The 2,890-nt window shown below is 43.1% G+C and carries 5 protein-coding genes; 4 read left to right on the top strand and 1 reads right to left on the bottom strand.

What is annotated here, in order from left to right; all coding sequences use genetic code 11:
• Both AACX38_RS05485 and AACX38_RS05480 read left to right on the top strand, forming a co-directional pair.
• Positions 1 to 465 (top strand): tyrosine-type recombinase/integrase (locus tag AACX38_RS05485; RefSeq protein ID WP_228865865.1); only part of this gene is annotated, 465 nt, incomplete at its 5' end.
• A 128-nt stretch (positions 466 to 593) separates the two neighbouring features.
• On the top strand, positions 594 to 872 hold the full coding sequence (locus AACX38_RS05480; protein ID WP_228865864.1) for a helix-turn-helix transcriptional regulator: 279 nt from the start codon (positions 594 to 596) through the stop codon (positions 870 to 872).
• Positions 873 to 1,049: 177 nt separating this feature from the next.
• On the opposite strand, the gene AACX38_RS05475 is transcribed toward AACX38_RS05480, so the two are convergent.
• Positions 1,050 to 1,229 (bottom strand): YlcI/YnfO family protein, encoded by a 180-nt coding sequence (locus AACX38_RS05475; protein WP_228865863.1) that lies wholly within the window; start codon positions 1,227 to 1,229, stop codon positions 1,050 to 1,052.
• A 311-nt stretch (positions 1,230 to 1,540) separates the two neighbouring features.
• Between AACX38_RS05475 and AACX38_RS05470 the strand changes: the two genes are divergently transcribed.
• Positions 1,541 to 1,948, top strand: coding sequence for a hypothetical protein (locus AACX38_RS05470; RefSeq protein WP_228865862.1), 408 nt, complete (start codon positions 1,541 to 1,543; stop codon positions 1,946 to 1,948).
• Positions 1,949 to 1,950: 2 nt separating this feature from the next.
• A partial coding sequence (locus tag AACX38_RS05465; RefSeq protein WP_228865861.1) for a toprim domain-containing protein occupies positions 1,951 to 2,890 on the top strand: 940 nt, incomplete at its 3' end.

The following is a 2,890-nucleotide window of genomic DNA, read 5'->3' as shown; positions in this document are numbered from 1 at the left end:
TTATCTAAATGTTCAGAATGGAATTTGAATTCTATGTTATGGACTGTCCCAAAAGAAAATAGCAAGACAGGTGAGAAAATCATTCGTCCAATACCTGAATATATGAAGCCATTTTTAATGGATATTATTCACCAAAACCATAAAAGCGGCTATCTCTTAGGGGAAATTAAAAAACTTGAAGCAGTCGCACAATATGGCAGAAAAATATGGAAAAAATTAGAGCATGACGAGGAATGGTCTTTGCATGATTTAAGGCGAACGTTTGCAACTAAATTAAATGATATAGGCATCGCACCTCATGTCGTTGAGCAACTGTTAGGCCATGCACTGCCGGGCATTATGGCGATATATAACAAGAGCCAATACCTGCCAGAGAAGCTGGACGCTTTACACAAGTGGTGTGAGCGACTGGATGTATTGGCGGGTAATTATGAGAATGTGGTTATATTAAAAGCAGCTCAATAATGGGAAGTAATGAGTTGTGAGAATGACCATTGTGATATACACGTAACAAATGTGGCTTTCTTTCGTAATAATTTCTGTTAAGTAAAATAACCTCACAAAAACAATTAAACAGTGAGGGTAACATAATCATGCAATACAGTACTCCTACACCAGAACAACGCCGCTCTATCCTTTCCGAATATGGTGAACCTTATGATCGTCTTATACGTGAAAAAGAACGCCAGCACATCACCTCTATTTCCAGAACATCAGCATGGAAACTGGAAAATGCAGGCCGCTTCCCTGCCCGTAAGCCATTAGGCCGCAATTCTTGTGCTTGGTTGCTTAGTGATCTGCTGCATTGGGTGCGTAATCCGCCAACAGTAGAAAACGTGAATAACCCATATAGCCGCAAACCTACTAACTAAAAAATAATGCTATGAAAAATTAACTGTCTTAATTGGCAGCAGTCAAATTCATCCTAAAAGTGGCTTAATTTCGGGAATAGTTGGTGTGATGGTAGATATTAGTTACAGAGATTCTTTGATATTAAATAACCATCAATTTGAGAAACAACCCTCTTTAAGAGGGTTAATTGATTATGCTTACTCAGATGATGTTTTGGCTTTGCGCTGGCGGCGTTTGATCTCAGCGCGCATTGCAGCAGAAACAAATTGCCCTGTACTTTCGTTGTGTTCTTTTGTTTGTGCCATTCCTTCAATCAATTCGTGTAGTACTCGTACCGTTATTGATTGTGATTTCGCATTTTTTGCACCTGTTGCCATTTCTGCACCTCTTATTAATTGGTGTAAGACAGTATACGCAAAAAGGCCAAAATTTAAAGAGTTGACATGTAAGACACCTTGTATCTATCATGTGTCTTACACCAAACCTTGTGTATGGTATGAAAATAACAACGCCCCGAAGTGCGGGAACACTGTCGAGGCGTCTGACCACAACATTATCGGAGCTAATGCTATGGCTGATACACAGTCTAACCAAACTCGCCTAAAATTTACATTCCTAATTGCATCCGGCACTCAGCGGCTGGCTGGTATGTCCTCTCTGATATTCGTATTACGTCAGGGGGCATAACATGATTAATAAACCTATCTCACTAAAACAGGCGCTATATCGTGCGGGTCTGGGTATTTCACTTTTCACATTCATTACCAAAAAAGCCAAAGGTGAATGTGAAATCAATTTAAATAATCTGATTGCATTGGCGCACGGCATTCATCAGGAGGTTTATCGCGACCTGTCGAAACATGCCCCACAGAATCCAGTGAATAAATTAGTTAATTGCATTGTATACAGAAAATCCGATCCGTTAGGTCAGGCTGCGTTTCGTGCGGGTTTGTGTACCTCTTTATATGAGGTCATTCTTGAACAGGCCAGCCAACACTGCTCAGAAGAATTACACGATTTGCTTTCACTGGCCTGTGATATTAATCAGGAAGTTTACTATTCGCTCTATGCAGCGGTTAATGGCGAGGACGAGTGATCATGAGTCAGGGAAATAATAATCAGAAAAACCGTCCGTTAGATGTGATTCGAACAGTGAAAACAACAGCCATCAATCACTGGCAAAGCCTGTTGCCTGCTTGTGGTGTTGATGTTCCGGCAAAAGGTAAACATGGTGCTTGCCCGATATGCGGCGGTACTGACCGCTTTCACTTTATCGATGATAACCATCATGGCGACTGGCATTGTCGCCAGTGCGATAAGCCGAATCATGGTGATGGGCTGGATTTAGTGGCAAGAACCAAAGGGCTCACGGTCTTTGCCGCCGCTAAGTTGGTAGCTGATGTGTTAGCACTTCCCTTGCCTGAACCCAAACCCGTTAAAGAGCAGCCCCGAACAGTAAAACCGATTACAGAACGCATCGCTGCGTTGGTTGCAACCTCTGTCATGGGTGAATCTCAATATCTGATGAAAAAGGGGCTGCAATGCCCCAATCAGCGGTTATTGAAAGATGGCTCTTTATTACTGGAGGTTCAAACGCTGGACGGCACGATCACAGGTGGGCAAACCATCAAGCCTAATGGTGAAAAACGCCTTGTCTCAGGGACTCAGAAGAAAGGCAGTTTTATTCCTGTCTCCGAGATTACCGGAACACCAGACACTTTTATCATCACCGAAGGTTACGCCACAGCGTTAACGGTCAGCCAGTTACATGAGGGCGTGGTATTGGCGGCGATTGATGAAAGCAATTTACTCACAGTTGCCGAACAGGTCAGAGCACAGTGGCCAGATGCAAAAATCATCCTTGCTGCTGATAACGATTGGCACGAACCGGAAGAGCGGGACAAAAACTGTAGGTTAAAAAAGAACGTTGGCAAGATAGCGGCAGAGAAGACAGCCAAAGCGATTAACGGCTGGGTCACATTACCGCCTACGGCATTGAAATCTGACTGGGACGATTATCGCCAGCATCACGGTATTG

The sequence above is a fragment of the Xenorhabdus sp. PB30.3 genome (assembly GCF_963895965.1).
GTDB lineage: Bacteria > Pseudomonadota > Gammaproteobacteria > Enterobacterales > Enterobacteriaceae > Xenorhabdus > Xenorhabdus stockiae.
This window is presented reverse-complemented; position numbering and strand designations above follow the sequence as displayed.